Genomic DNA, 26,137 nt, shown 5'->3' on the forward strand with positions numbered 1-26,137 from the left:
TCGTGATCAGTTGTCGCGTGCCGGATCCGTGCCAGAAGGCTTGCCGGGCGCTCTCTGCGCGGCAGCGGCCCGCGCCAGTGGTTCAGCGGTGCGCCGACCAGGGTGCCGTTCGCGTCCTGCACCTGGAAGTGGCCCGGCTCGTAGGCGCTTCCCTTCAAAGCCCGCCCATGCACTGGTCTGCGCGATCCCCGGCCAAGTCAAAATTCGCGCAAACTTTCGACGTTTCGGGAGACTTGGGTCGATGATCGGCATCCGCTGTCCCCAACCTGGCCTACTGTCCCGTCAGTTCCAGCACGAAGGTCCGGAGGGGGACGTGTTCATGGGGCGGAGACCGGCACTGGTGGCCCTGGCGGTCATGCTCATCGGCTGTCCCGCGGCGGGCGTCGCCCACGCGGACGCCGTCACCGGCACGACGTTCTACGTCAACGACGAGGCCGCCGGCTGCAGCGACACCGGTCCCGGTACGGCGGCGGAGCCCTTCTGCCAGATTCAGCCGGCCGCGACCGCCGCGGCGCCCGGGGACACCGTGCGCATCGCGGGCAACAGCACGTCATACGCACCGGTGACCATCAGGTCCACGGGCACCGCGGACGCACCCGTCACCTTCTCCGCCGCGACCGGCGACGGCTCGCTCGTCACCGTCGCGGGCCCGCACCCGGCCACGGCGCTCACCTTCTCCGGTGCCCGGTATGTCGACATGACCGGGATCCGCACCAGGGCCGTCGGAGCGACCGCCCTGGCCGTCGAGGACTCGCAGCACATCACCTACCGTGCCGCCTCCGTACAGAGCAACCTCGCCGACGGCACCGTGGTGATCGCGATCGACGGATCCTCCTCCGACATCGCCCTCACCCGCCTCAAAATCGGCCAGAGTTCGGGGCCGGACGTCAGCAGCGCGGCCGGAGCGCGGAACATCACGCTGGCCGGCGACACCTTCGAGGGCGGCGGCGTCTCGGCCGCGGGCACCACGGGCATCGACTTCGCGGGCGACACGTTCCGGACGGTCTGCGGTGCGATCAGTCTGACCGACGGCAGTTCCGGGTCGGTGGAGAACACCGTCGCTCTGCCCTACGGCACGACGGCCTGCTCCGCCACCACGGCCGAACTCACGGTGGACGCCACCTCCGCCCCTCAGGTCACCGCCGAGTACAACGCGTTCAACCCGCCGTCGACCGGGACGGACTACGACTGGGCCGGCACCGCCTACGCCACCGCGGAGGCGTTCCGGGCGGGCACCGGCCAGGGCGCCCACGACCTGGACCAGACGGATCTGACGATCCCCGCGGGCGGGCTGCCCGCGGAGCACTCACCGCTCATCGACTCGGCCGACTCCGACGCCCCCGGCGAACTGTCCACGGACGTCGACGGCCGTCCCCGGGTCGACGACCCCCTGGTCGCCGACACCGGCGCCGGCCACGACGACCGGGGCGCCACGGAGTTCCAGGACCCGCTCACGGTGAGCGGGCTCCGCGTGGGCCACGGATACGTGGGCGTGCCGACCACCGCCGTCGCACAGTTGAGCAACCCGTGGTCGGACTCAGTCGACGGCCTGACCTACACCTTCGGCTTCGCCGACGGTACGACCGTCACCTCCACCACCGGCTCGGCCACCCACACCTACACCCAGGCCACGTCGGGCAGCGGCGTCCAGGCCTGGGTGGTGGTCGACAGGGCCGACGGCACCCGGGTCGGTGCGGCCGACTACTGGGAACAGGTCGACCCGCTGCCGGACCTCACCCAGACGATCGGCTGCGGGACCGTTCCCTCGCTGCCGGACACCACACAGTGCACGTACGACACCGGCTTCGACCCCTACCCGGTCACCAGCGACCGGATCACCTTCGGCGACGGCTCGGCGGCGCTCTCCGTCACCGGCGCCGGCGGTCCGGTGCGGCACACCTACAAGGCGCCCGGCACGTACACCGTCACGCGGACGGTCACCGACTCCGACGGGCGGACCGCCACCGCGACTCACCCGGCCACGGTCGGCGCGGCCTTCGTCGCCCTCGGTCCCGTACGGCTGCTGGACACCCGGACCGGGACGGGCGCGCCCAAGCGGGCCGTCGGCACCGGCGGTGTGGTCCGGCTGAAGGTCCTCGGCGTGGGCGGCGTCCCGGCGTCCGGGGTGACGGCGGTGACCCTGAACGTCACCGACACGGGCGCCACGGCGTCCAGTTACGTGTCGGTCTACCCGGACGGCACCGCCCGCCCGAGTGCCTCGAACCTCAACTTCTCCGCCGGGCAGCTCAATCCGAACCTGGTCACCGTCCGGACGGGCGCCGACGGCTATGTCGACCTGTACAACGCGCACGGCGAGGTGAACCTCATCGCGGACGTGGAGGGCTACTACACCACCAAGGCCGGTGCCACCGCCGAGCAGGACATGACCGGCCTGGCCGTGGTGACCCCGACTCGGGTGCTGGATACCCGCTCCGGCATCGGGGCCCCCAAGGGCGCGGTCGGGCCGCGCAGCACGACGACCATCACCTTGCCGAAATACACCCGGGGCGGGGCGACCGACGGTGCCGTCCTCAACGTCACCGTCACCGGAGGCACCAGCAGCGGCTACATCACCGTCGCCTGCGACGGCACCACCCCGCCGACCACGTCCACTCTCAACTACCGGGCCGGGCAGACCGCTTCCAATCTGGCGATCCCCTGCGCCTACTCCGGAACGCTGCACATCTACAACAGCGCCGGACACGTCAACCTGATCGCCGACCTCCAGGGCGTGTACACCAACGACCTGGCCAACACGGGCGGCGACCCGGACGCCCCTGCCGGCGGGCCGTTCGTGGCAACCGCGCCCACCCGTTTCCTCGACACCCGCACGGGCCTGGGCGCGTCCGCGAAGCCGCTGGGCGCGAACGGCACCCTCACGGTGAAGCTCACCAAGGTCCCGGTGGGAGCCACCGCGGTACTGGTCAACCTCACGGGCGTCGCCCCGACTGCGAACACCCACCTGACCGCCTACGGCGACGGCACCCTGCCGACCGTGTCGAACGACAACCTCACCGCGGGTCAGACCCGCCCGGTCCTCGCCGTGGTCCCGGTCGGCGCCGACGGTTCGATCCGCATCCACAACGCGCTCGGCTCGGTCGATGTCGTCGCCGACCTGGAGGGCTACTACGGCTGAGGCAAAAGGCTCCCGGCGCAAAAGTTGTGTACAGGTGAAGCGCCAGGATCCGGCCACTTGCCCGGGGGCTGCCGGAACATCATCCGAGCGGCGGGTCCATGACCCGCCGCTCGACGCTTCCCGCACGCGCCGCTCCAAGCCTTCGCGACGTCGTGCCCAGGTGACCCAGGACCAGGACCAGGACCAGGACGTGATCGTGGCGATGGCCGACGACACGGACTTCTCCCGGAGCCCGGACGGACCCGGAGTACGACGGCACGCTGCGGAGAACGTCCGCTTCAGGGGTGCTTGGGCGGTGCCTCGCCCGGTAGCCACTGCAGGGCGAACCAGAGTTCCATCCGGGCTCCGGGATCCTGGAGGTCGACGTCGAGGAGGTCGGCCACCCGCGCCAGACGGTGGCGGACGGTGTTGCGGTGGACTCCCAGGAGCGCCGCGGTGCGGTCCCAGCTGCCGTGCAGCGTGAGCCAGGTCCGCAGGGTGTCGAGGAAGACCGGAGCGCCTGGCGGGCCCGCCCGGTCCAGGCGGGCGAAGCGGGTACGGGCGAGTTCGCGGGCGTCGGCCGGGTCGACGAGCGCGTGGAAGGTGAGGGGATCGGTCGTGTGCACGACGGCGGGTGTCCCGGCGGCGAGGGCGCGTTGCAGGGCGCGTTCGGCCAGGGTGTCGGCGTGCGGCAGGTCGCCTGCGGACACGGGTGCGCTGTAGCCGAGGACCCAGCCGAGCTCGGCCGCCCGGGCGGGCACCTGCGGCCGGGCGCCGGCGGCGCAGGGCACCAGCGCCTTGAGCCCAGGGCCGTCGATGTGTACGTACGGGGTGCCCAACAGGGTCGCCAGGGCGGCCAGTTGCGGTACCCCGACGGAGGGCGCCCCGTCGGGGTACCGACCGTGGACCACCGTCCAGTGACCGTCCGCCGCTCCGTCCGGGTCCAGTTCGGGGGCGACCTCGGTGGGCGTGGCCCCGAGCATCAGCCGTACCAGTGCGCCGACGCTGTGGGTGTCGGTGCTCAGGGCGTGCCGCGGGCCGGTGAGCAGGGCCAGCAGGACCGTCGCCGTGCCGGTCACCTGGCGGTGCACGGCGGTCGGGGGTGCGGTCGCGGCCTGTCCGAGGGCCAGCGTCACGGCGGCCGTACGGTCGCCGCCGGCGGGCAGGGTGTGGACGGTGAGGTGGCTGCCCTGGTCGGCGTCGTGGGTCGCGGCCGCCGTCGGACCGCGGTCCCGCCGCAGGGTGTGGACCGCGAGGTCGCGCAGCAGGTGCGGGGACGTGGGGCGGCGGCCCGCCGAGAGGAGTTCGGTGCCCTGGACGTCGTAGAGGACACACCAGGCCCCGGTGTGGGCGGCGAGCTGGCCGAGGACGGCCCGGAGGGCGTCCGGGCGGGCGGCGGCCGAGGCCAGCGCCGACTGGGCCCGGGAGATCTCCCGCAACTCGCGGTTGCGGACCGCGGCGATCGCGGCGTAGGCGGCCTGCCCGACGGCGACGAAGGGGGTGGCGGGCGGGAGGCGGAGGAGTGGCAGACCGTGCCGGTCGCAGGCGCGGACGAGTTCGGGCGGCACCTCGGCGTGCACGGGGGCCACGCCGAAGCCGAGCGCGGCGACTCCGGCGGCGACGACCCGCCGTACGTAGGTGTCGATGCCGTCCGCGTCCCCGGGGAGCCGTACGCCGGAGGTGAGGAGGAGTTCACCGCCGACGAGATAGGGCGTGGGGTCCTCGAGCTCCGTGGTGCCGACCGTGCCGACCGGGTGGTCCCCGGCCGCCGGACCGGCGACCTGGGCGAGGCCGAGGTCCGGGTCGGCGAGCAGCACGCCGAGGCGCACGGACGGCTGCCCCGCGTCGGCGGCGGCGTTGGCGGATTCATCCAATGAGCATCTCCACATTGTGCGGAAGCGGCACTTCAGCACCAGTACACCCCGTGGCTACGGTCATGTCACCCCCCTCCCCGCCCCGCTCCCTCTCCTCCCCCGGAGGTCCCCGTGACCGTCGACTATCTCGTCATGGCCGCCTACCTGCTCGGCATCATCGGTGTCGGCCTGTGGGGCAGACGCCGTGCCGCCTCCAAGAGCGACTTCCTGGTCGCCGGCCGCCGGCTCGGCCCGCTCATGTACACCGGCACCATGGCCGCCGTCGTCCTCGGCGGCGCCTCCACCATCGGCGGTGTGCGCCTCGGCTACACGTACGGCGTCTCGGGTGCCGCCATGGTCGGCGCCATCGGCCTCGGACTGCTGGCGCTGAGCGTGTTCTTCTCGGCCCGTATCTCGCGGCTGCGCGTCTACACGGTCGCCGAGATGCTGTCGCTGCGCTACGGCGACGCCGCGAGCGTGATCTCGGGCGTCGTCATGTGGATCTACACGCTGATGCTGGCGGTGACCTCGACGATCGCGTACGCCAGTGTCTTCGACGTCCTCTTCGACGTGCCGCGCTGGGTCGCGGTGGTCGTCGGCGGCACGATCGTCGTCGGCTACTCGGCGCTCGGCGGCATGTGGTCCATCACGCTCACCGACATGGTGCAGTTCGTCGTGAAGAGCGTGGGCGTGCTCGTGCTGCTGCTGCCGATCGCGGTGGTGAAGGCGGGCGGCTTCGGCGCCATGGCCGACCGGCTGCCGGGCGGCTACTTCTCCCTCACCTCCATCGGCGGGCAGACCATCGTCACCTTCGTGCTGATCTACACCTTCGGCATGCTGATCGGGCAGGACATCTGGCAGCGCGTCTTCACTGCCCGCAGCGACCGGGTCGCCGCCTGGGGCGGCACCGTCGCAGGCGTCTACTGCCTGGTGTACGCCCTGGCCGGCGCGTTCATCGGCATGGCGACCAAGACCCTGTACCCGAACCTGACCGCCGCCGACCAGGCGTTCGCCACCATCGTCAAGCACGCCCTGCCGACCGGTGTCCGCGGACTGGTCCTCGCCGCCGCCCTGTCCGCGATGATGTCCACCGCCAGCGGCGCCCTGATCGCCTCCGCCACCGTGGCCAACCAGGACATCTGGGCCCGGCTGCGCCGCCGTACGGCATCGGGGGACCACGACGAGATCGGCTCCAACCGGCTCGCCATCGCGGTCCTCGGCGTGGTCGCCATGGCGATCGCCTGTGTCCTCGGGGACGTCATCGAGGCGCTCACCGTCGCCTACAACCTGCTCGTCGGTGGCCTGCTGGTGCCGATCCTCGGCGGCCTGGTCTGGCGGCGCGGCAACCTGCCGGGCGCGCTGACCGCGATGGTCGCGGGCGGTACGACGGTGATCGTCCTCATGGTGACCGACGGTCTCCTCGCCAACGAGCCCATCTACTACGGCCTCCTCGCCAGCCTCGTCGCCTACGTCGCCGTCAGCCTGGTGACCCGGCCGACCGACGAGACGATCCTGGAGACCTGGCGCCGCCGCCTGGCGGGCGAGCCGGCACCGGCACCGGCACCGGCCGCCACAGGCCCGGAACTCAGCGCGGCCTGACCCCCCCACCACCCGATCGCACCCGCACTCGCATGTGCCGTATGCCATGGAAAGGTCCTCAATGCCCACCGTCAGCACGGAAGAACTCCGTCTGCGCCGCGAACTCGCCGCCGTCTACCGCCTGGTGGCCCACTTCCGGATGACCGATCTCATCTTCACGCACATCTCGGTGCGGCTCCCCGGGCCGGAGCACCACTTCCTGATCAACCCCTACGGGCTGCTCTTCGAGGAGGTCACCGCCTCGAACCTGGTGAAGATCGATCTGTCCGGCCACCCCGTCGAGGAGACTCCGCACCCCGTCAACCCCGCCGGTTTCGTCATCCACAGTGCGATCCACGCGGCCCGCCCCGACGCCCGGTGCGTGCTGCACACCCACACCAGGGCGGGATGCGCGGTCGCCGCCCAGGAGGAGGGTCTGCTCCCGCTCAACCAGATCTCCATGGAGTTCTACGGCAGGCTCGGCTACCACTCCTACGAGGGCGTCGCCCTCAACCTCGCCGAGCAGCGGCGGCTGGTCGCCGACCTCGGCGGCCACCCGGCGATGATCCTGCGCAACCACGGCCTGCTGACCGTCGGGGAGACCCCCGCGCAGGCGTTTCTCCGCATGTACTACCTGGACAGGGCCTGCGAGATCCAGACCACCGCTGCCGCCGGGGGCGCGAAGCTCGTCCTTCCCGATCCCGAGACCTGCGAGCTCACCGCCCGCCAACTGACCGGCGAGACCCACGACTCCGACCTCCAGGACGACAAGGCCTACGACCTCGCCTGGTCGGCGCTGCTCCGGCTCGTCGACCGCATCGCCCCCGACTACAAGGACTGACGGGTTCGAGCGCGAGTTCGATTCCTGTCACCCGCTCCATGGAGAAGGCCCAGGTCGCAGACCCGGGCCTTTTCGTTGTGCGGGGTGATCTGTTGTCGCGTGTGGGGTGCTGTCCTCGCTGTCGCGGTGGACGACGGCAACGGCCGTTCAGCTGTGGATCAGCTGGAGGGGCAGGTCGATCGCCGTGTAGGCGAGCAGTGCACAGGGCAACGCCAGTGCCAGGGAGTGGACTCGCTCCCGGTTCGCGCGGGCCATGAGCAGCGGAACAAGGGTGAACGCCGCGAAGCAGGTCCAGGCTTGCGGCGCATGGTGAAGGTCCCATGCGGCCATGAGCGCCTCACTGCCGAAGAGTCCGCCGAATGCCGCCAAGCCGACGATACGGCGCCGCGCGTCCCGGTCGCTTCGCCACCAGTGTCCCGCGACACCGAACAGTGGCCCCGCGATGCATGCCATGCCGAGCCAGACGAGCGGGAAGAACAGGGAACCCATGCCGTCGCGGCCGAGCTCGGCGTAGGCGTAGTACCCCACGACGAGCCCGGCCTCCGCACCCAGGCCGCAGGCCACCGCGCGGGACAAGGTCCCCCGGTGGGCAAGCAGAGCTCCGGCGGCGAATGCGACGGTGGACCAGACGGCGCCGGAGTTGGCGAGTTGGTTCCATGCTCCCGGGAGCCATCCCTGAGCCAAGTTGGTGAGAACGCCGAACGCCAGCCCGCCGACCGCAGCTGCCGCTGTGGCGACCCGCGGGCCGGCGGCCTCGCCCGGTGACGTCAGGTCCTCAGGGGTCATGGTCGTCGTCATGCCGGCCTCCGCGATCACGCTGGTGTCTGACGTACCTCTGGTGTGCCCCGGCACACTATACATAACATGTATACGCGCAGTGTATAGCTGTTGGGTCACGGGAGTCCCCCGGGCGTGTCGACTCCGAAGTCGCCTACGACCAGACGCCGTACGGGACGGCCTGAGCGCCGACGGGCACGCGCGTGCTCATCACACGACGAACGTCGTTGTGTCGGAAGGCCCGGGCGACGAGGTCCGAGTCCCGTCCAAGGGCTTGGGCGTCGTAGACGGCGGCACCGTCATCAGCGCCGTCCACGAGGATGAACCCCGACGTACCAATGACGGTTGGCGCATTGCCGGGCGTGCTGTACACGTAAGGTGACACGTCGGGTCCCGACGGCCCGCCGTCGCGAGTTCCCGCAACCTGTGGGGAAAAGCACCTCAGGTGACGTCGTGGACGTTGTGCTCAAGCAGGTCGCTTGCGTGCCGGGCGATGGCCCGGTAGTCGGCGTCGTCGTGGAGAACAGCCAGGCTGTGGTGGGCGGCGGTGGCGGCGACGACGAGGTCCACCGCCGAGGCGCTGCGATGCTCCCCGGCCTGGGCCATACGGTGTTGCACCGCGCTGATCCAACGCCCTGCGTTCTTCGGCACCGCCACGTCGGGGTAGAGGTCGGTGAACATTTCCGCGATCTCGTCGTACTCACGGCTGGTTCGGGCGCGGGCGACCGTGCCGGCACGGCGAATCCGCGCAGGTCGGCGGCTACCTGACTCCCCAAGCGCCGTCGCTTCCCAAGCTGAGAGCGCGAGTTCGATTCTCGTCACCCGCTCCAGCGCCCCCCAGGTCGTGGACCTGGGGGGCTTGTTCGTTGACTTGTGCTGCGAGGCCGTGGCGGTTGTGGTCGTCTCGTCCTGCCCGGTGGGCATCTGTCCCTCGATGTCGAGGTGCTTCTGGATCGGCGCGGGCTTCGACGGGGAGTTGTCCGCACTGGTCGTCGTGTGCCGAGGGCGGAGCGGTTCGACGACGTGTGTCGGTGTCCCCTCGCGTCCTCGGTCGCGGCGAGGTCGATCACGCTCTGCGGCTTGGCGGAGGACGGGGGGCGATGCCCGCCTCGTCGGTCGGGGAGAGCTTGCCGCGCTGGTCCATGTGGTAGCCGGTGACGGTGGAGGTCCCGATGTTGCCGCCGTTGGTCATGGCGACGCTCATGACCATGTTCCGTTCACCGCCGCGTCTGCTGCGATCGCAGTAGACGCGAATGTCTGCGTACGACCAACGACCGGCCACCGGAGCCGTGCGAGCGTGGGGCTTCACCGCGATTCCAGTACCTGTGCGAGAACAACTGCCTCGACGACGAACTGGATTGTCATGCGCATGAGGATCATGTCGGGAAGCAGAACCCTTGTCACGCTGCTGCTCCTGCTGGGCTGGGCCGCCCTGCTGTCGCCGGCGCAGGCCGCCCCGTCCGTCCCTTCCCCACCCGCTCCCGAACGCATCCGGGCCGCGGAGCTGCCCCTGCCGCCGACCGCCCCCTCCGACGAGGCCGGGTCCTGCACCCGGGCCGTCAACTCCCGTGGCACCGGCTGCATCTCGGCCGACTGGAACGCCCTGCAGAACGGCGGTTTCCTGTCGGACGGCCGTACCGTCACCGCCCGTGTGACCTTCGCCGGCGCCCCCGCCGCGCCCGACCCGGCGAGCGTCTACAGCGGAAGTCAGCTCGTCCTCGTGCGCACCGACGGGGCCACCTTCCCGGGCGGCGATCCCTGGAAGTGCCTGACCTGCGGCACACCGCCGGGCAACGAGCGGGGCATCAACGCCGACACCAGCTATCCCCAGCCGTTCGCCGACGGCAGACGGGTGCTGTACGGGACGAACATCGTCGACTGCGGCCCGTACCCGCTCGCCTCGCCGGCCTGCACACCGGCCCGCGTTCACGTCTATCCGATCCGCTGGAACACCTCGGCCGACGGATCCGGACCGGGCGGTTCCATCCGGGAGCTGCGGCTGCACCCGGACCAGGTGCACCTCGGTTTCAACAGCGTCTCCGTCACCGGCGGACGTCTGGACCAGTACGGCTACTTCGGCCGGCTGCGCTTCGACCCGTCCCCGAGGACCGGTGCGCCGCTCGTCCCCCGCTACGAGGTGGAGAAGGTGACGCGGCTGTTCGACGCGTCCCCCGGCGCGCAGCCGGTGCACGTCGACCCGCGCCACCCGTCGAGGCTGGTCTTCGACCCCTCGCTGCCCGGCGTCGGTGAGTTCCGCGGCTTCTCCGAGAACGGCAGGGAAGCGTTTTACGTCGGTTATCCGGTCGAGTCGTCCAACATCGACCTGATGGCCGTCGATCTGCGCACCGGCAGGGTCCGCCGGATGACCGCCGACCCCGGGTACGCCGATCCTGTGGACGCCTCCCCGGACGACCGGTGGATCGTGGCCCTGGACACCCGCGGAACGGACCGCATGACGTTCGTCTCCGGTATGACCGGCATCCCGGCGATCACCGACCTGCTGTCCACCTCCGTGGTCTCCTCCGTGCGCAACAACGGCCAGCGGCGCTTCTTCCAGCCGTACCTGATCGACCGTCACGGTGACCGGGGCTCCTATCGGGGCCAGCGGCTCAACTACGCGAACACGTCGCCCGACTGGAACTCCGGCGCCGACCCGCGCTGGTCCCCGGACGGCACGGCGGTCGCCTACTACGAGCGGCTGGTCTCGGCCCCCTCGTGCGGCGGGGCGAACCCGCTGCCGTGCCCGGTGTCCACCGAGCCCGGCGGCCGGCGGACCCGGCTGATGATCGCCCACCTGGTGGATCGCGAGCCGGTGCGCCGGAGGCCGGTCGAGCCGGTGTCCGACCGGGTGCCGTGGGGCACGCCGTACGTCCCCGGCACCGCGGCCCCGCAGCGGCCCTACCCGCCGCAGGGGTCGTACACCCTGCGCGGCAAGGCATCCGGCAGCGCCCGGGTCGACATCCTCTGGGACGATGCGAAGACCGCCGTGAAGACGGTGTCCGTGCGCTACACCCGCTGCTCCGAAGACGGCAGCACCTTCCTCGACGGCTCCGAGAGCGTGACCCGCACCGGCGCCAGCCCCACCCTGACCACCCTCGACTGGTACTCGGACCTTGTGAAGACCGCGCGCGGCGGCAAGGTGCTGGCCACCAAGAAGACCGGTACCGACGGCTTCCACCTGACGATCGACCTCTGGCAGACCCTCTTCCAGGCGACCGGCACCCTCACCACGACGGTCGGCGGACAGGCCTACACCCAGCCCGCCAACGGGACCTGAACGGGAGCCGCCATGCCGACCGGTTCCGTGGGGTACGCCGTACTCCTCCGGCGACCCGGACCTCACCCGCACCGACTACAGCGACGACGGGGCGACCCTCCTCCACGGCACCGAAAGCGTCGAGAACGCCGGCACACCGTACGGCACCACCCGTGTCCTGCTCCTGACCGCCTCCTGACCGCCTCCTGACCGCATCGGACGGTCGTCTCTGCTGCGATCGCAGTAGAGGCAATCGTCTGCGGTCGCCCGACGACGGGAGACCGGAGCGATGCGAGCGTGAGAGGGGGCCGGGATGGCCGGCCCGATCATGTGCGGTGTCCCTGGAAAGGCTCGTCGATGTCCCCTCTAGCCCGCTGGTGCCACCGGCACCGGCTCGCCGTCGTCCTGGTCTGGGTGGGCCTTCTGATCGGTCTGGGGGCCGGGGTCGGTGCGGTCGGCAGTGCGTTCGGCAACAGCCAGACCTCGCAGAACACCGACTCGGCCAAGGCGACCGCCCTGCTGCAACACGCCTCGGACAGCGCGGCGGGCAAGAACGGCCGGGTCGTCTGGCAGCCGAAGGACGGCAAGGTCACCGCGTCGGCGGTCGAGCGGGCGATGACCGACGTGCTGGGGCGGATCGCCCACGCGCCGGGTGTCGCCTCCGTGACCAGCCCTTACACGTCCGTCGGCAAGGCGCAGGTCAGCAAGGACGGCAGGACGGCCTACGCCACGGTGTCCTTCGACCGGGACGTGTCGGACGCCCGGATCGAGCAGGTGAGGACGCTGGCGACCGCGCCGGAGTCGGCGAGCCTGCGTATCGCCCTGAACGGGCAGGCGTTCACCGTCAACCCCGCGCCCAATCCGGTCGCCGACGCCATGGGCATCGCGCTCGCCTTCGTCGTGCTGCTGTTCGCCTTCCGCGCGGTGTGGGTCGCGGTGCTGCCCATCGTCACGGCCGTCGTCGGCGTCGGCACCTCCGCCGTCGCGGTGATCCTGCTCAGCCACGTCATCCCCCTGTCCAGCACGACGCTCACCCTCGGTTCGCTGATCGGCCTGGGCGTGGGCATCGACTACGCCCTGTTCATCGTCAACCGGCACCGCGCCAACCTGACGGCGGGCATGGACGTCGCGGACTCCACGGCCAAGGCTCTCAACACCTCAGGCCGGGCTGTGGTGTTCGCCGGGCTGACCGTCGTCGTCGCGCTGCTCGGCATGCTCACCCTGAACGTCGGCATCATCAACGGGATGGCCGTCGGCGCGGCCGTCACCGTCGTACTGACCGTGCTGGCGGCCATCACCCTGCTGCCGGCGCTGCTCGGCATGATCGGACCGCGGGTCCTGGGCCGCAGGGCACGCCGTGCTCCCGTGGACGGCGGGAGCGGGCCGGGGCTGTGGGGCCGCTGGGCGGCGCGGGTCCAGGCTCGTCCAAAGGCCCTCGGCCTGGTCGCGCTCGCCGTGCTGGCGGCCCTGGCGCTGCCGACCCTGTCCCTGCGCCTGGGCGCCTCCGACGACGGCAACCTGCCCACGACCTCGACCAACCGGCAGGCGTACGACATGATCGCGGACGGTTTCGGGCCCGGCTTCAACGGCCCGCTCGTCCTCGCCGTCCAGGCCCCCGCTGCCGCCGACAGGGCGGCCGAGACAAAGCTGGTCACCGCCCTCCAGCAGGTCGACGGCGTCGCCGGTGCCACCGCGGCGCCCATGAAGGCGGGGCAGACGGTCGGTGTGATCTCCGTGGTCCCGACGACCTCCCCGCAGTCGGCCGCCACCTCCGGCCTGATCGACCGCCTGCGCGACGACGTGATCCCGCGGGCGGAGCAGGGCACGTCCATGAAGGTCTACGTGGGCGGTCTCACCGCGAGCAACGACGACTTCGCGTCCGTGCTGATGGGCAAGCTCCCGCTGTTCGTGCTGGTGATCGCCGCGCTCGGTTTCCTGCTGCTGACCGTCGCCTTCCGCAGCCTGCTCATCCCCGCCGTGGGCGCCGTGCTCAACATCCTCAGCATCGGGGTGGCCTTCGGCGCGATCGTCGTCGTCTTCCAGTACGGCTACGGCGCCTCGCTCCTCGGGCTCGGCGCCGCCGGACCGATCGAGTCGTTCGTGCCCATCCTGGTCGTCGGCATCATGTTCGGCCTCTCCATGGACTACCAGGTCTTCCTGGTCAGCCGGATGCGCGAGGAATGGGCCCACACCGGTGACAGCCGCCGGGCCGTGCGGGTCGGGCAGGCCGAGACGGGCAAGGTGATCGTGGTCGCCGCCACCATCATGTTCTGCGTCTTCGGCTCCTTCGTCTTCGGCGGCATGCGGGTGATCTCCGAGTTCGGGGTCAGCCTCGCCGTCGCGGTCGCCCTGGACGCGCTGCTGATCCGGATGGTCGTCGTCCCCGCGCTCATGCACCTGTGCGGGCGGGCCAACTGGTGGCTGCCGCGCGGGCTGGACAAGGCGTTGCCGCGCGTGTCCGTGGAAGGACCGCCGGACGAGCCGGAGCGGCCGCGGCACCCGGCGCGGGAGCCGCAGCCCGCCGGACTGGCCGACTGAGACCGGCGCACACGACTGAGACCGACGCACACGCGGGTCGGCGGCAGGCCCGGAGCGGACCCGGCCCGTCGTCGGCCCGCGCTCCGTACATTGTGGAAATGCAGGTGACAGAGATGAGGCGGTGGCTCGCCCGGCACGCCCGGATCAGGGACGCGCTCCCCTCGGTGGTGCTGATCGTCATCGCGGTGGCCGCGACCGCCGCGGGAGACTCCGGCTGGCACGCGCCCCGGGTGGCGGGGGTGGCCTGGACGGCGCTGACCTGTGTCCCCCTCGTGTTCCGGAGCCGTTGGCCGCTGCCCGTCGCCGTGCTCACCCTGGCGGTCGATCTGGCGGTCATGGCCCTCGCCCCGGATCACGCCCTCACCCCGGCGGCGAGCCTCGTCGCCCTGTACACGCTCGCCACCCGCAGCGACCGGCGCACCGCCTGGACGGTCGCAGTCATCGCCGCGGCCGCGATCACGGGGGTCTACGCCGCGACCCACCAGGAGCCGCTCCTCGTGGGAACCAGCCTGCTCCGGTTCGACTTCGCGATCGCGGCCACCGCCCTGGGTGACGCCGTCCGCAGCCGCCGCCGGCACCTCGCACTGGCCGAGGCGCGCGCGGAGAACGCCGAGCGCACCCGGGAGGAGGAAGCCCGGCGCCGGGTCACCGAGGAGCGCGTACGCATCGCCCGCGAACTGCACGACGTGGTCGCCCACCACATCACGCTGGTCAACGCCCAGGCGGGCGTCGCACACCACCTCATGCGCACCGACCCGGACCGGGCGTACGAGGCACTGGCCCACATCAAGGACAACAGTCGCGCCGCCCTCGACGAACTGCGGACCACCGTCGGTCTGCTGCGCCAGCCCGACGACGCACCCGACTCCCGGGCCCCCGTCCCCAGCCTGGCCGACCTCGACTCCCTGGTCGGCGGCGTCCGCGGCGGCGGTCTGTCCGTGACGGTGACGTCCACGGGCGTACGCCGGTCCCTGGCGCCCTCCGTCGAGCTGACCGCCTACCGCATCATCCAGGAAGCCCTCACCAACACCCACAAACACGCCGCCGCGGCACACGCCGAGGTGACTCTGGACTACGGTGCCACGACCCTGCGCGTCACCGTCACGGACGACGGCGCGCCCCACGCGGCCGGCGGGCCGGGCAGCGGGCACGGCCTGATCGGCATGCGCGAGCGCGCCACCGCCATCGGAGGAACCGTCACCGCCGGCGCACGGCGCGAAGGCGGCTTCCAGGTCGTCGCCGAACTGCCGCATTCTCCCGCCCCCACCAGCGTCTGACCCACCCGTGAGGAAGAGCCGCCCATGACCATTCGCGTCCTGCTCGCCGACGACCAGGCCCTGCTGCGCGGCACCTTCCGGCTGCTCATCGACGCGCAACCGGACATGGAGGTCGTCGCAGAGGCCTCCGACGGCCACGAAGCCGTGCGACTGGCCCGGTCCGAGCGGGCCGACGTCGTGGTGATGGACATCCGGATGCCCGGGGTCGACGGCATCGAAGCCACCCGGCTCATCGGGCGGGACGAGGACCTGGCCGGAGTGAAGGTGCTCGTCCTCACCACCTTCGAGGTCGACGAGTTCGTCGTCGAAGCGCTCCGAGCGGGTGCGAGCGGGTTCCTCGGCAAGGGCATCGAGCCCGCTCAGCTCCTCGACGCCATCCGGCTCGTCGCGGCGGACGAGGCGCTGCTGTCCCCCGTCGCGACCAAGAAACTGATCGCCCGTTTCCTCGCCCAGCCGTCTCCCGGCGGGCTCTCCGACCCCGGCCGCCTGGCCACCCTCACCCCGCGGGAGCGTGAGGTGATGACCCTCGTGGCCACCGGCCTGTCCAACGGCGAGATCGCCGAACGCCTCTTCGTCACCCCTGTCACCGTCAAGACCCACGCCAACCGGGCCATGGCCAAACTCGGCGCCCGCGACCGCGCCCAACTCGTCGTCATCGCCTACGAAAGCGGTCTGGTCCGCGCCGGAAAGACGCAACCCTGAACCCCGTGATCGCCGAGGCCACGGTGAGGACGCATCGGCTGCTCCTGCCGGCCGAGCTCGATGCGGAAGCGGCGTCCGGGCGTCACGGCAGGGGCAGTTCCGTCCAGATGGTCTTTCCTTCGCCGGTGTAACGGGTGCCCCACCGTTCGGTGAGCTGGGCGACGAGGAAGAGACCGCGGCCGCCCTCGTCCTCGCTCCTCGCGCGGCGCAGCCGGGGCAGCGTGCTGCTGCCGTCCGAGACCTCGCAGATGAGGGCGCGATCGCGGAGCAGCCGTAGCCGGAGCGGGCCGACGGCGTGCCGGATGGCGTTGGTCACCAGCTCGCTGGCGACCAGTTCGGTGGCGAAGGCCAGCTCGTCCAGCCCCCAGGCGGTGAGCTGGGCGGTGACCGCCGCACGGGAGCGGGAGACGACCGCCGGATCACTGGGCAGGTCCCACTGGGCGACCTGATCGGAGCCCATCACGCGCGTGCGGGCGACGAGCAGGGCGACGTCGTCGGCCGGCCGGGCCGGGAGCAGCGCGTCCAGGACCGCCTCGCAGGTGTCCTCCGGTTCCCGGCCGGCGCTTGCCAGGACGGCGCGGAGCTTGTGCAGGCCGGCGTCGATGTCACGGCACCGGTCCTCGACCAGACCGTCGGTGTAGAGAACCAGTTGGCTGCCCTCGGCCAGCTCCAGTTCGGCGGTCCCGAACGGCATGCCGCCGAGCCCCAGCGGCGGCCCCGAGGGCAGGTCCACGAACTCCACCGACCCGTCGGGTCCGACCACCGCGGGCTGGGGGTGCCCGGCACGGGCGAGGGTGCACCTCCGGGACACCGGGTCGTACACGGCGTACAGGCAGGTCGCGCCGACGATTCCAGGGTCCGGGTGACCGGGCTCCACCGACCATGGCTCAGCCGGGTCGAGGCCACCGACCAGGTCGTCCAGCTGGGTGAGGAGCTCGTCGGGCTGCAGCTCCAGGGCGGAGAAGTTGTGCACGGCGGTGCGCAGCCGGCCCATGGTGGCGGCGGCGTGCAGACCGTGGCCGACCACGTCGCCGACGACGAGTGCCACCCGGGCGCCGGACAGCGGGATGATGTCGAACCAGTCGCCGCCCACTCCGGCCTGCGCGGGCAGATACCGGTAGGCGGCCTCGACGGCGTTCTGCTCGGGCCGCCCGCGGGGCAGCAGGCTGCGCTGCAGCGCCAGGGCGGTGTTGTGCTCACGCGTGTACCGGCGGGCGTTGTCGATACAGATCGCGGCCCGGCCGACCAGTTCCTGGGCCAGGGACAGGTCGTCGTCCTCGAAGGGGGCGGGTTTCTCGGAGCGGTAGAAGCTCGCCACGCCGAGGATCGTGCCGCGGGCCCGCAGGGGTACCGTGATCAGGGAGTGGATGCCCACCGTGAGTGCCCGCCCGAACCGTGCCGGTTCCTGGGCGATCCAGCCCTCGGCGTCGGCCAGGACGGGTTCGAGTACGGGTTGTCCGGTCTCCAGGCAGCGGGCCTGTGGGGTGGACGGCACGTACTGGACGGGGTCGCCGACGCCGTACACCGGCAGTTCCTCGCGCACGGTGCCCAGCGCGACCCGGCGCAGCGGCGTCTGCCCGCCGAGCGGCTCGGGCTCGTCACCGAGCAGCACGGAGTCGGGCAGGTCGACGACCACCAGATCGGCGAACCGGGGGACGGTCACCTCCGCCAGTTCCTCCGCGGTGCGGGTGACGTGCAGGGTGGTTCCGATGCACACGCTGGCGTCGTGCAGCAGTTCCAGACGCTTGCGGGCCAGCACGGCGAGCCTGCCGACGCCGGGCTCGCCGACGAGCAGCACCCAGCCGTCGGCCGAGCCGGAGTCACTGCCGTTCCCCTCGGTTCCGGCCCGGGGCCGGGGTTGCGGGCCGGCCACGGTGAGGGCGGGCGAAGCCGCTGCCGCCGCCGGGGGCGGTGGCCCGACCACACGTGGGAGTACTCGGACGTGCCGCCTCGGCACCGAGGAGGGCCTCGCCGGCACGGCGGTCAGGGGCGTCGGCCGCCCCGACTCGGTCGGCGCGGTGAGTCCGGCATGGCGCAGGCTCGGACCGCCCAGGAGCCGGACCTCGACGACCGCGCCCGTCTCACCTGCCGCTCCCGTGACCGCGTGGCGCAGCAGCGTGGCTTCCCGCCCGCCGGAAAGGGCCACCGTGTCGAGGGTGCGCTGCGGTGCGGCGAGGAGCTCCTCGGCCTTCTCACGCAGCACGGCCAGGTCGATCCGGCCGAGGCGGCCGTTCTCGGGCCCGGAACTCGAGAGTGCACGCGGGGCGTGCCGTGGCCGGCCACCGGAGCCATCCGTGTCGCGGCAGGCCCGCCGATACGCGGCGAGCAGTGCCCGTTCCCGCTCCGTGGCCTGTTCCAACAGCCGGGTCTCGATGTCGCGGGCGGCCTCCCGCACCAGTCGCAGCATGGCGGGGTCGCCGTCGCCGCGCAGACAGGTGAGGTCGAGGACCGCCTCGATGCGCCCGCTGAGGAGGTCGCGGATGGGCGCACCCGCGCAGCTGAACGGCTGCAGGCAGTCGGAGAAGTGCTCACGGCCGGCGAGATAGATCGGGCCCCGCCCGGCCAGTGCCGTGCCGACACCGTTGGTGCCCGCGACCCGTTCCGAAGCGTCGAAACCAGGGGCGAAGTTGATTTCGTCGAGGCGCTGGAGCAGCTGACGCCCACCGCCGTGCCGCTGGACCATGCGGGCCTGCGCGTCACAGAGCGCGACCGTCATGCTCATGTTGGAGAAGGACGCGGTCAGATCCTTGAGCACCGGCTCGATCGCACGCATGAGACGGTCGTCCAGCTCCAGGCCAGGCGTGTACGGCAGCAGCACGTCGTGCGGCTCGACCCCTTCTGACCTGCATCGCTTCCAGGATTCGAGGATCGGACCGCGTACGTCTCTTTCGACCTGCGCACCGGACAGAAAGCGCTCATGAGCGTCAACGAGTCCGCCGATGCGGTCCCAGGCGACCGACACCCTGCTCACTTCCCTTGCCTGGAGGCCCCCGTCACCGGGTCACCGCCTGTCAGGCCGCTCCGGGGAGGCTCTCCCGCTGCAGGTCTATTATCGCGCGAAATACGCACTATCACATGAAAATCCCGCGGATCCGGACGTGCTGCCGGTTTACGAAGATCGATTCGCGGTGGTGACCCCGCGCAAGATGGAGCAACGGGAAGAAATGTCCCCGCCGTTCGATCTCATCGCCATGACACACGCGGGAAGTCGGCGAATATTCGGCGAATATGACGTCATCGGACGAACCCGGGCAGTGCGCCTGACGTGAGCGCAGCGACCGACCAGGCCGGTTCGCTGATCTGCGCAGTCGGCAAGACCTGTGCGGCCGCTCCTCGGTCCGGGTCTGTCGAGGCCGGCATCCCGGCGGCGGAGGCCGAGGCCCTCGTCGCCGACCTTCGGATCACCGCCGCCACCCACCCCGACGACACCCGCCTCGCCGCCCCCGTCGACCGGCTGCTGCACACCAGCCCCCGCTTCGCCCACCTGTGGTCCAACGGCACCGCGGGCCTGCACGTCGGCGACCGCAAGACCGTCGAGCATCCCGCGTGCCCACAAGGACGGAGAACAGGGAGTCAGCCGGTGGCCTTGGCGGCCTCGATGATGAGGTCGGCCACGGCGTCGGGCTGCGAGATGGCTACCGCGTGCGACGCCTCCATACGTACGACGTGCGATCCGGCGCGCTCGGCCATGAACTCCTGCGCCTGGCCGGGGATGGCGTTGTTCTGAGTCGCGATCACTGCCCACGACGGGAGCGTGCGCCAGGCCGGCCGACCGGACAGCTCCGCCGTCAGGGCCTGCACGCGCACCGAGCGCTGGGTGACCGCGAGGACGTCGGTGACTTCGGCAGGCAGGTCACCGGCGATGACGTCCCGGTAGTGCTCGGGCAGGATGCGCAGCTCCGGTTCGCCCTCGTACTCGGTGGCGATGGTCGTGTCCGGGCCCATCTTGGCGCCCGGGAAGCGAGAGGCGTTCTCCAGGCAGCTCTCGCCCTCGTCGGGCTGGAAGGCGGCCACGTAGACCAGGGCCTCGACGTTCGACGCGTCGCGGGCGGCGCGGGTGATGATCGCACCGGCGTAGGAGTGGCCGACCAGCACGACCGGGCCGTCCACGGTCTTGGCGACGGTGGCCGCGTACTGGGCGTCGGACTCCAGGCCGCGGAGCGGGTTCGAGACGGCGAGGGTGGTGTAGCCCTGTGTCTGGAGCTTGGCGATGACGCCCTTCCACATGCCGGAGTCACCGAAGGCGCCGTGGACGAGAACAATCGTGGGGGTGGTGCTCATGGGGTCCGTACCTCTCGGGAAGAATGATCGGTCTTTCTACGAGAAAGACTAGTCGTTCTCTCTAGATGGGGCAACGTGATGAGGGCGACCGTCCAGAACGACTGGTCTTTCTTTACGATGGGTGTATGACGACTGCCTCGGAGCTCCACCCCAAGGACCGGCTGCTGCGCACCGCGTCCCGCCTGTTCTACGCGGAGGGCATCCACGCTGTCGGGGTCGAACGCCTCATCACCGAGGCCCAGGTCACGCGCGCCACCTTCTATCGGCACTACCCCAGCAAGGACGACCTGGTCTCCGCTTACCTCACGACGACCGCCGACGGGATACGCGACGCTGTCGGCCGTGCGCGAGACGGCAAGTCGCCACGCGAGGCGATTCGTGCGGTGATGGCCGTCCTGGGCGACGCGACCCTCGAAGACGGCTTCCGCGGTTGCCAGTTCCTCAACGCGGCCGCCGAGTACCCCGACCGCACCCATCCGGTGCGCGCGGTCATCGACGACCAACGCACCTGGCTGTTCGAGGTGTTCCGCGAACTCTCCACCGACCTGGGCCATGCGGACCCCGAGCACGCCGCACGCGTACTCGTCCTGCTGCACGACGGCGCGTTCCAGGCAGCAGAACTCGGCGACCCCGCGGTCGTCCGCGAAACACTGCGCCGAGCTGTCGACGAGGTGTTCCCCGCCGAGGGGGTCTGACCGGGACACCGGTGTTGGTCGAAGTGGCCCCGCCGGGCGTGCGCACCACCCTGTTCGGCCGGCGGGACAGCGAACAGGCCGTGCCGCTGGAGGAGTTCCTCGACGAGACCCTGGCTCTGTGGGGTCACATCATGGACGACCGTGAACGGGGCCGCCTCGGTGAAGTTCTCGCCGAAGAGCCGTATGGGTCGGCCGCTGGTGGTTCCCGTGCCCAGAGCGTGCCCACAGGAACGGGCGACCACGGTCAGCAGCGGTGTGGGCGAGCCCGCGCGATCGTGCCGGCGCGGCGAATCCGCGCAGGTCGGCGGCCACCTGACTCCCCGAGTACCGTCGCTTCCGTTTGTTGCCCAGGCCGGTGCAGGGTTCGCGCACCACAACCGCCCGGCCGGCTTCCGCTGCACTCCTCCTTGTGGTGCGCGGCGTTGGCCTCGTGTTTCTTCGCACACTCCGCCCGCACCACCTCGTCCAGCCCGCCCGCCTTGAAGTCATCGGGGTCCCTCCCGGAACCGGGCCAGAGCGATGCCGTGGTGGTGATCAAATCGTTGCCGCACCGCGTACAACCGCGAACAGCCCTCCCTGGTCGGACAGTTGGGTCTCTGAGGATGAACCTCTGGCCGTTGCGCCCATGTGCTCGGTCCAGGCTGCAGGGGGAAGGACGGGCTCGAAGATGGGGAAGACGATGTGGAGCGCGGTGGTGGCCGGTGGAGCGGCAATCGTGTTCACAGGGGTGGCCGCGGTGCCGGCCGGGGCGGCGGAGGGCGGGGTCTCCTTCAGCCGGGTCACGGTGAACGGCGGGAAGCCGATCGTGATCGGGGTCAAGGAGGAGGTCGAGGTGCCGGCGGCCTTCCGGATGACGACCACGCTCAAATACGACTACGGGCCAACGGTGCTCCCCTACCGCGGGAGGCTCGACTCGGGGGACAGACTGTACAGCGCCGTCATCACCAGCGACTGCAAGGTCGTGGACAGGGCGAAGGGAATCTGCGACTTCGACGAATGGCTGTACATCGACCCGCGGCACGTCGACTTCGGGAACGAGGACGCCGGCACCTGGAAAACCGCCGCTCAGGTCTTTCTCGCCGGTGACGCCCAGGACACCGACGACATGAACCTCCCGTTGCAGGTCAAGCGGGCCACACGCGTCACCGTCGACGCCGCGCCGGAGCCGGTCGCGGCAGGGAAGACGATCACCGTGACCGGACGGGTCACACGGGCGAACTGGGACACCCACACGTACCAGGGGTACGCGGGCCGCACGGTGAGCCTGCAGTTCAAGGCGGCGGGCGCGCCCTCGTACACGACGGTCAAGAAGGTGACGTCGAGTGGTACGGGGGCGCTCAGGACCACGGTGAAGGCCACCGGGCCGGGGACGTGGCGGTGGACGTACTACGGGAACTCCACCTCTGGGGCGAAGTCGTCGACCGGGGACTACGTCGCCGTGCGGTAGGCGACGTGCGCGGACCGCCTCCCCTCGCGGAAGCGTCACCACAGTGCGTGGCGCGGAACCCTGAGAGCGTTGCACAGGCAGGCAGGCAGGCCAGGCAGGCCAGGCGGCGCTCTCAGCAACGGGAGCTCCGGCCAGGCGTGCCGGAACCGTGCCAGGTCGTGCGGGGAACACCGGGCGTGCGGGGCGTCTGTGCATGCGAGCGCCGTGCGCCCTGACGGCGCCTTGGCTCAGACCTTCTCGGAACTGACACGTGGATGCCCGGTGGTGAGCAGCCTGATGTCTTCCACATCGGAGGTCAGGATCGTCACTCGGCCGGGATGCTGCAAGGCGGTCGCGCACAGCATGGCGTCGATCGCGTGCTTGTGGCCGTGCAGTCCCGCTGCACGCGGCAAAGTGGCGGCGGTGTGCGCGACGGCCTGGGCCACCGGCTCGACACCAAGTCGGGACAGCGTCCACTTCAGTGCGGCTTCGTCGATCTCCGGGTGGATCACCTCGACCAGCACCGCTGCCGAGGTGATCACGGGCAGGTCCGCGTCGCGAGCCGCCGTCAGCCACTCGTGGATCTCCCGGTCACGCTGTACGGCCTTCGCCAGCCCCTCGCTGTCCAGGACCAGGACACCGCTCACGCGACCGCCTCGGCACCTGAAGCACCGCCGGTCAGCCGGGCACGCTTGGCCGCCACGGCCTCGGGGCCGGCCGGGCCATGCGTCCTGTCGAGGTCCGCGATCAGCTCGTCCAGGTTGTCCCGCTCGATCTGCCGCTGGGCCGCCTTCTCCAGGTACGCCGAGACGCCCCGCTTGCCGACCCGCTCGCGGATCGCCTGCAGGGTTCCGGCGGTCAGCGTGACGGAGATGCCACTGGTGGGGCCGTCGCCGGGCGGGAAGTCAACGTCGTCATCAGCCACACCCCGATGATGCTATTGAAAATGGCATAGCGGGTGGCAAGCGCACTACGAGGCTCTGATCGGATGACCCGCGTCAGGCCCGCCACCGCGCTGCGGGCGCATAGTGGAACCGGAGAGGGGGCCCCGAAGGGAACGGGAGAGCGCCCGTGACCACACCAGCGATCGATTACCACACGCTGTTCGCCGCCACCCCCAGCCCATACCTGGTACTCGGCCCCGATCTCGTGATCCTCGACGTCAACGCGGCCTACTGCCGGGCGACCGGCCGCACGCGGGACGACCTCATCGGGCAGTACCTTTTCGAGGCATTCCCCGACAACCCGGCGGACCCCCATGCCGACGGGGTGAAGAACCTCAGTGCCTCCCTGCACCGGGTGCTGCTCGCGAAGCAGCCGGACACCATGGCGGTGCAGAAGTACGACATCCCGGTGCCCGACCGCCCCGGAGTATTCGAGGAACGCTGGTGGTCCCCGATCAACACCCCCGTGCTCGGGCCGGACGGACAGGTCGCGTGGATCATCCACCGGGTGGAGGACGTCACCGAATTCGTGCTCTCCCACAACATCCGCGCCCGGCCCGGTCAGGCACTCAGCGAACGCGAAGCCATGGAGGCCGAACTCTATGCGCGGACGCGGGAACTCCAACTGGTGATCGAGCAGGTACGCAAGGCCCACGCTCGGGAACGGAAGATCGCCGTCACCCTCCAAGAGGCGATGATGCAGTCGCCTGACCTGGACCGGCATCCGAACATCGCGGTGCGGTACCTGCCCGCGGCCAAAGGACTCAACGTGTGCGGCGACTGGTACGACGTCGTTGACCTGCCCGACGACCGCTTCGCCGTCGCGGTGGGCGACGTCGTCGGCCACGGCCTGGAGGCCGCCGCCGCCATGGGCATGCTCCGCAGCGCCCTGTCCGCCGCGGTCCGCGCCCTGCACGAGCCCGCCAGCGCCATGGAAGCGCTGGGCCTGTACTCCCGGTCGGTGGACGGTGCCTGCGCAACCACCGCCGTCAAAGCTGTCATCGACCCCCACGGTCGGCACATCACCTACAGCAGCGCCGGCCACCCCCCACCGGTCCTTGTCCGCCCCGACGGCACCGCCGTCCTGCTCGACCAGGCCACCGACCCACCCCTGGGAGCCCGCCCGAACCATGCCCCGCGCCCCCAGGCCACCGTGCCCTATGCATCCGGCGACACCCTCGTCCTCTACACCGACGGGCTCATCGAACGCCGCGAAGAGGACATAGACGTCGGCCTGCACCGACTCACCACCACCCTCACCGACAACCCACGGCTCAGCCCCGACCACCTGGCCGACGTCCTGCTGTCCCACCTGGGTGTCAGCGGCGGCGGACACGACGACATCGCTCTGATCATCGTCCGCCTGTAACCGCTGGGGCACCTGGCCACGACTTCAGCCAGGCCGTGAGGTCTCGGCCAAGGGCCCGGACCCCGCCGGTGAGCTGGGCGGCCGCATCTTCAAGGAGGTGGTCTCCCATTTCGGGTCGACGAGGATGAAGGCTGTCCCGCGTTCGGCGATCTCACCGATGACGCGGCCCTCGATGTGGGCATCGCCGAAGATCACGGTGGGTCGCTGTGGTTCGGTTCACTCCGCCTCCGACAGGTCGGTTCTCCGAGTCAGGGCGGTGATGCGATCGGCAACCGTGCCGGCACGCTCCGACCGCCGATGCGTCCTGAGACACCGGAATACATCCGTGAACTGCGAGCGGCCGTGGGTTCGGAGCAACGGCTGTGGATCCCGGGTGTCAACGCGGTCGTCGTCGACGAGTCGGGCCGAGTGCTCCTGCAGCGCCGGGCGGATGACGGGGCCCGGTCCGTGCTGAGCGGCATCCTGGACCCGGGCGAGGAACCGGCGGCCGGGCGGGCGACGGGTGGCACCGAGCAGGCGGGTGAGGAGCATGGCCTTACGGTCCAGGGGCCGAGCAACCCCGACCCAAGGCTGGGCGGGGTGCGCGTGTGGTGTGCAGAGATCAGGGTCGGCGGCGGAGACATGAGGCGTCCTGGGCCGCTGGACGACACCGGCCGAAGCCGACGGCGGGATTCGAACCCGCGTTACCCGCTGGGAAGGCGAAGTATCCGCAGCCTGCGCACCTGCACGACGAGGACGATAGCCCAACAGGCCGATGCCGGGCATCCGGTTTTGGGCCGCCCCGAGACACCTGCGCGGGCTGCTGTCACCCATTCAACCGGCATGTTGAATACATTCATATTGTGTCAGGTTCCGTAGCTTATCGGAGGCATGTCCGAATCGCCTTCGTTCGGGAGGAACCATGAAATCAGTCCTGCGCACCGGCCTCGCCGCCGTCGCCGCAACGCTGCTCATCGGCACCGCAACCGCGTTCACTGCGCCGAGCAACGCGAGTACGGCAGCGGTCGCATACCCAGCGAAGGCTGGGATCGCAACGCTGAACACGAATGTCAATCTGCCGAACGGAGTCTGGACCGACACCCCGCTCGAGGTCACCCTCCCCAAGGCCGGCACATACACACTCGACGCGGACGTCCGCGGGCGCCTCCAAGGCACTCCGGTCGTCAACACGTTCATCACCGCGCGGCTGTGGAACGTCAACTCCGGCGCCGAGGTGCCGCAGAGCGAGCGGCTCGTGTACCAGATCATCAACCTGAACCCGGGCCAGGCCGCGGCCGCCGGCAACCAGACCGCACCGATCAGCGAGCTGATCAGAGTCAGCGGGCCGACGACGATCCGGCTGCAGGCTCAACGGATCGACGCCGCCGGGGCCGCCAGCATTGCACAGATCTTCTCCGACAACTCCGGCTACACCTCGCTCCGCTTCGAGCGGGTCGGCTGCTGACGGCATCCCCCTCGGAGCGGTGTCGGTTGTCAAGTCCCGGT

Annotated in this window: 20 protein-coding genes and 1 pseudogene; 13 read left to right on the top strand and 8 right to left on the bottom strand. The window is 70.8% G+C overall.

Features of this window, described 5'->3' with window-relative positions; genetic code table 11:
• Window positions 1-319 precede the first annotated feature (319 nt).
• Window positions 320-3,136 carry a PKD domain-containing protein gene (locus tag ACIRR9_RS04875; RefSeq protein WP_403747583.1) on the top strand — a complete coding sequence of 939 codons (2,817 nt, stop codon included), beginning with the start codon at window positions 320-322 and terminating at the stop codon, window positions 3,134-3,136.
• Between the two features lie 278 nt (window positions 3,137-3,414).
• Here the strand turns inward: ACIRR9_RS04875 and ACIRR9_RS04880 are convergent, their stop codons facing one another.
• Complete coding sequence (locus tag ACIRR9_RS04880; protein ID WP_403747585.1) at window positions 3,415-4,989, bottom strand: PucR family transcriptional regulator; 1,575 nt, start codon at window positions 4,987-4,989, stop codon at window positions 3,415-3,417.
• A gap of 111 nt (window positions 4,990-5,100) precedes the next feature.
• On the opposite strand from ACIRR9_RS04880, the gene ACIRR9_RS04885 reads away from it, so the two are divergent.
• Window positions 5,101-6,567 carry a sodium:solute symporter gene (locus tag ACIRR9_RS04885; RefSeq protein WP_403747588.1) on the top strand — a complete coding sequence of 489 codons (1,467 nt, stop codon included), beginning with the start codon at window positions 5,101-5,103 and terminating at the stop codon, window positions 6,565-6,567.
• 61 nt (window positions 6,568-6,628) lie between these two features.
• Complete coding sequence (locus ACIRR9_RS04890) at window positions 6,629-7,387, top strand: class II aldolase/adducin family protein (RefSeq protein ID WP_403747590.1); 759 nt, start codon at window positions 6,629-6,631, stop codon at window positions 7,385-7,387.
• 147 nt (window positions 7,388-7,534) lie between these two features.
• Here ACIRR9_RS04890 and ACIRR9_RS04895 read toward each other — a convergent pair whose 3' ends face one another.
• The 3 genes from ACIRR9_RS04895 to ACIRR9_RS04905 all read right to left on the bottom strand — a co-directional run bounded on the left by ACIRR9_RS04895 (window position 7,535) and on the right by ACIRR9_RS04905 (window position 9,368).
• On the bottom strand, window positions 7,535-8,185 hold the full coding sequence (locus tag ACIRR9_RS04895; protein WP_403747592.1) for a DUF6518 family protein: 651 nt from the start codon (window positions 8,183-8,185) through the stop codon (window positions 7,535-7,537).
• A 420-nt stretch (window positions 8,186-8,605) separates the two neighbouring features.
• Window positions 8,606-9,088, bottom strand: coding sequence for a VapC toxin family PIN domain ribonuclease (locus ACIRR9_RS04900; protein WP_403747594.1), 483 nt, complete (start codon window positions 9,086-9,088; stop codon window positions 8,606-8,608).
• Window positions 9,089-9,230: 142 nt separating this feature from the next.
• Window positions 9,231-9,368, bottom strand: coding sequence for a hypothetical protein (locus ACIRR9_RS04905; RefSeq protein ID WP_403747597.1), 138 nt, complete (start codon window positions 9,366-9,368; stop codon window positions 9,231-9,233).
• A gap of 174 nt (window positions 9,369-9,542) precedes the next feature.
• On the opposite strand from ACIRR9_RS04905, the gene ACIRR9_RS04910 reads away from it, so the two are divergent.
• The 4 genes from ACIRR9_RS04910 to ACIRR9_RS04925 all read left to right on the top strand — a co-directional run bounded on the left by ACIRR9_RS04910 (window position 9,543) and on the right by ACIRR9_RS04925 (window position 15,937).
• Complete coding sequence (locus ACIRR9_RS04910) at window positions 9,543-11,441, top strand: hypothetical protein (protein ID WP_403747599.1); 1,899 nt, start codon at window positions 9,543-9,545, stop codon at window positions 11,439-11,441.
• Window positions 11,442-11,777: 336 nt separating this feature from the next.
• The gene (locus tag ACIRR9_RS04915) at window positions 11,778-13,958 is read left to right on the top strand and encodes an MMPL family transporter (RefSeq protein WP_403747602.1); all 2,181 of its coding nucleotides are present in this window, start codon (window positions 11,778-11,780) and stop codon (window positions 13,956-13,958) included.
• Between the two features lie 98 nt (window positions 13,959-14,056).
• Window positions 14,057-15,235 (top strand): sensor histidine kinase, encoded by a 1,179-nt coding sequence (locus tag ACIRR9_RS04920; RefSeq protein WP_403747604.1) that lies wholly within the window; start codon window positions 14,057-14,059, stop codon window positions 15,233-15,235.
• A gap of 24 nt (window positions 15,236-15,259) precedes the next feature.
• Window positions 15,260-15,937: a response regulator transcription factor gene (locus tag ACIRR9_RS04925; RefSeq protein WP_365337754.1), complete on the top strand. Its 678-nt coding sequence runs from the start codon at window positions 15,260-15,262 to the stop codon at window positions 15,935-15,937.
• An 82-nt stretch (window positions 15,938-16,019) separates the two neighbouring features.
• Here ACIRR9_RS04925 and ACIRR9_RS04930 read toward each other — a convergent pair whose 3' ends face one another.
• The gene (locus ACIRR9_RS04930; protein WP_403747606.1) at window positions 16,020-18,755 is read right to left on the bottom strand and encodes a SpoIIE family protein phosphatase; all 2,736 of its coding nucleotides are present in this window, start codon (window positions 18,753-18,755) and stop codon (window positions 16,020-16,022) included.
• Between the two features lie 121 nt (window positions 18,756-18,876).
• Between ACIRR9_RS04930 and ACIRR9_RS04935 the strand changes: the two genes are divergently transcribed.
• Window positions 18,877-19,206: a hypothetical protein gene (locus ACIRR9_RS04935; RefSeq protein ID WP_403747608.1), complete on the top strand. Its 330-nt coding sequence runs from the start codon at window positions 18,877-18,879 to the stop codon at window positions 19,204-19,206.
• Window positions 19,203-19,472: pseudogene (locus ACIRR9_RS04940) on the top strand (hypothetical protein); the annotation flags it as partial. The gene ACIRR9_RS04935 and the pseudogene ACIRR9_RS04940, both read left to right, overlap by 4 nt.
• Window positions 19,473-19,510: 38 nt before the next feature.
• Here ACIRR9_RS04940 and ACIRR9_RS04945 read toward each other — a convergent pair.
• The gene (locus tag ACIRR9_RS04945; RefSeq protein WP_403747611.1) at window positions 19,511-20,218 is read right to left on the bottom strand and encodes an alpha/beta fold hydrolase; all 708 of its coding nucleotides are present in this window, start codon (window positions 20,216-20,218) and stop codon (window positions 19,511-19,513) included.
• Window positions 20,219-20,343: 125 nt separating this feature from the next.
• On the opposite strand from ACIRR9_RS04945, the gene ACIRR9_RS04950 reads away from it, so the two are divergent.
• Both ACIRR9_RS04950 and ACIRR9_RS04955 read left to right on the top strand, forming a co-directional pair.
• The gene (locus tag ACIRR9_RS04950; protein ID WP_403747613.1) at window positions 20,344-20,913 is read left to right on the top strand and encodes a TetR/AcrR family transcriptional regulator; all 570 of its coding nucleotides are present in this window, start codon (window positions 20,344-20,346) and stop codon (window positions 20,911-20,913) included.
• Window positions 20,914-21,580: 667 nt separating this feature from the next.
• Complete coding sequence (locus ACIRR9_RS04955; RefSeq protein ID WP_403747615.1) at window positions 21,581-22,360, top strand: hypothetical protein; 780 nt, start codon at window positions 21,581-21,583, stop codon at window positions 22,358-22,360.
• 227 nt (window positions 22,361-22,587) lie between these two features.
• Here the strand turns inward: ACIRR9_RS04955 and ACIRR9_RS04960 are convergent, their stop codons facing one another.
• Together ACIRR9_RS04960 and ACIRR9_RS04965 are read right to left on the bottom strand one after the other, a co-directional pair.
• Window positions 22,588-22,986: a PIN domain-containing protein gene (locus tag ACIRR9_RS04960; RefSeq protein ID WP_403747618.1), complete on the bottom strand. Its 399-nt coding sequence runs from the start codon at window positions 22,984-22,986 to the stop codon at window positions 22,588-22,590.
• A complete protein-coding gene (locus tag ACIRR9_RS04965; RefSeq protein ID WP_403747621.1) occupies window positions 22,983-23,264 on the bottom strand; it encodes a hypothetical protein in 282 nt (93 codons plus the stop codon). The genes ACIRR9_RS04960 and ACIRR9_RS04965 overlap by 4 nt, the downstream gene beginning before the upstream one ends.
• Before the next feature lie 146 nt (window positions 23,265-23,410).
• On the opposite strand from ACIRR9_RS04965, the gene ACIRR9_RS04970 reads away from it, so the two are divergent.
• On the top strand, window positions 23,411-24,652 hold the full coding sequence (locus tag ACIRR9_RS04970; protein WP_403747624.1) for a SpoIIE family protein phosphatase: 1,242 nt from the start codon (window positions 23,411-23,413) through the stop codon (window positions 24,650-24,652).
• A 901-nt stretch (window positions 24,653-25,553) separates the two neighbouring features.
• Window positions 25,554-26,096, top strand: a complete 543-nt coding sequence (locus ACIRR9_RS04975) for a hypothetical protein (protein WP_403747627.1) — start codon at window positions 25,554-25,556, stop codon at window positions 26,094-26,096.
• The last annotated feature ends 41 nt before the right edge of the window (window positions 26,097-26,137 follow it).

This window comes from Streptomyces sp. NPDC101234 (assembly GCF_044767525.1).
Lineage (GTDB): Bacteria > Actinomycetota > Actinomycetes > Streptomycetales > Streptomycetaceae > Streptomyces > Streptomyces sasae.